This window comes from Cellvibrio sp. ARAG 10.3 (assembly GCF_051846955.1).
In the GTDB taxonomy this organism is placed as follows: domain Bacteria; phylum Pseudomonadota; class Gammaproteobacteria; order Pseudomonadales; family Cellvibrionaceae; genus Cellvibrio.
Genome location: NZ_JBPYCU010000052.1, coordinates 1 through 2,477 on the forward strand (window position 1 = coordinate 1; position 2,477 = coordinate 2,477).

2 protein-coding genes are annotated in these 2,477 nt (G+C 51.4%); both read right to left on the reverse strand.

The annotated features are described in order from the left end of the window. On the reverse strand, positions 1-2,036 hold a 2,036-nt coding region (locus tag ACSV5M_RS21655; RefSeq protein WP_439178932.1), incomplete at its 3' end, for an RHS repeat-associated core domain-containing protein. A 15-nt stretch (positions 2,037-2,051) separates the two neighbouring features. Beyond that, positions 2,052-2,477 (reverse strand): hypothetical protein (locus tag ACSV5M_RS21660; RefSeq protein ID WP_439178933.1); only part of this gene is annotated, 426 nt, incomplete at its 5' end.

Sequence of the window (2,477 nt, forward strand, 5' to 3'; positions counted from 1 at the left end):
ACATACGCATACATATTCATCTGGTCTGCGTAAAAAATCGGATCAGTCTGCAAAAAGCGTCCAAGCTTTGGATCGTACATCCGCGCCTTGTAATGAAACAATCCCAGCTCTTTAAACCAGATTTGTCCCGTATAGCCAAAGCGGTCCACATTGGTGGACTTGGGAATCCCAAAACTGTCATAGGCCAGCTTTTGTGTTCCAGCGCCCGAACTGTTGGAGTGCGCAATGATACTACCCTGATGATCCGCATGCAGATAGCTGCGGGAGGTTGCGGCCGTGCTGTTAGTGGCGTACTGCACCCAGGGCTCATCCACCTGGTCGCCGTGGAGGTAACGGCGAATCAATGTACCGGCGCTGTTGTATTCGCCAACCAGCGCATCGCCATCGTACAAGAATTGGGCGACAACACCATTGATCGTCGACTGATGCAAGCGCCCCAGCGGGTCGTACTGGAGGCTGGACGTGTTAGCACCCGAGGTCGCCACCAGACGATTTTCCATATCATAGGTGTAAATGGTTGAGCCGTCATTGATGAGGTTGCCGTTTGCATCGTATCCCATCGGCTGGCCATTGATGTGGGTGTATTGGTTTAACCCATTGGGAACATAACTGCCGGTTTTATTTTCCTCACCCTGGTAACGATAGGTATCGTTACTCTGCGTGAACTGCGTGACCTGGCTGGCAGCGTTATACACAAAGGAATTGGTCAGATCGTTGGTCGTGCCGGCGAAGTCCTGGGTCAAACTATCAAGTCGCTTAAGGTCGTCCGTTGCATAGGTCGTGACGGAACCGGACGCTCGCGTTATTTGATAGCGGCTGCCATTTCCGCGATAGGACACACTCAACAGTGAACTCACGCCCGCCGTTGCGACAGGGGACGTGCCTTGGGATAACCTATTGACCCGATTAATCCCGTCAAACCCATATTCAAAAAAGTGACTGTCCGGGTGGGTGATGCGTGTGCGATTACCGTTTTTATCGTACCGGTAACCGAGTGTCCTGGTGTTTCCGCCGACATTCGTTGAGCTACTGGTCAGGTTGCCGAAACCGTCAAAGACATTCGTGATGCCCTGGCCACTGTCACTGCCAAAACGTGATGATAGCGTTAACCCCCTCAAGTCGTAGTTGTAGAATACGTCCGCGGAATAGGTGTTGACTGAAAGATCTTTTTTAATTAACCGGTTGTTATTATCGTAGGTGTGAGTCACCGTGGCGCCACTGCGTTTGCGCTCGACATGCAGGTTGCTGTTGTCGTCATACGTGTAGGAATTGTAATCCGCTTCATTCAGTTGCCCGGCGGCCGTTTTGGATGGGTATACGCGACGAATCAGTCGCCCTGTTGAGTCATAGCGCAGCTCGGTTTTATTGCCATTCGCGTCGGTCTGGGTTTGCAACAAACGCGTGCCCGGAGAATAGGTGTTGGTTACATAAACCTGTGATAAGGGCGTATTGTAGGCTCGGGTTTCTGTGAGAATCTGATCCAGGTTGTCGTAAGTGAATCGGGTGACACGATCATAGCCATTCGCAGTAGAAGACGGTGTACAGGCATCCGGTAAAGCGGCGAACGTGGCTGTCGTATAGGCTCCCGGGTTCATACGCACGACCTTGCAGTTCACGCGCCCCCTGGTATCGTAATTTGATTGCGTCAGCCGCTTGATCGCCCCCTGCTTATCCAGGGCAGCGTGAACCGTTTTACGGCCGAATTGGTCGTAGGCGAAGACAAATGTGCTTTCTGCAGTGAATCCCGACCAATCAGCCGGTGCGGTATTTTCATCTTGCCAGCTGGATAATTGCCCGCTTTCCGTTTTAACCAATAATCCATTTTCATAGGTGTTACGGGTTGCAGGGTATAACAAGGACCCGGAGCCATCCGGGTCTGGTGAAATAGTACCCGTGAGCCGGCCCGCCAGATCATATCGGGCACCGCTGGTGAACGGCGCGGCTGTTTGTGCAGCGAATAAAACGTCGCACACAAGCAGTGAGATCAGAAAAGAGGCGCACGTAAACCCATTGAAGACATTGTTCTTGTTGTTCATCGCTACAGTCCTTTGTTAATCACAACTGGCCAGGTTGGCGTTGGGCTGAGTCTCGCCAATGCGGTTGCCGTAATCATCATACGCATAGCAGGTTCGCAAGGTGTTTCCCTGGGGATCAGTCACTGTCATACCCGTGAGAAAAAGATTGTCGTGTTCGTATTCATACCGCGTGATCACTTCATCGTTATCCGAGCAGTCCCCATCGGAGGCGCTACTATTAATGCAATAGCTTTCCTCGGTTTTTAACCAGACAGGGATACTGGCTTGTGCCTTTACGCCGCTGACATTGTAATAATTTGCGTATTTTTGTTCGTAGGTATAACGAGTTTCTGCGCGTATTCCATGTTTATTGGCAGGGTAGGTAATCTTTGCTATTTGCCCTGACTCGGCGTGATACGCGTAGTCGGTTTGATTACCTTTTCCATCGCGCGTCCAGGTAGG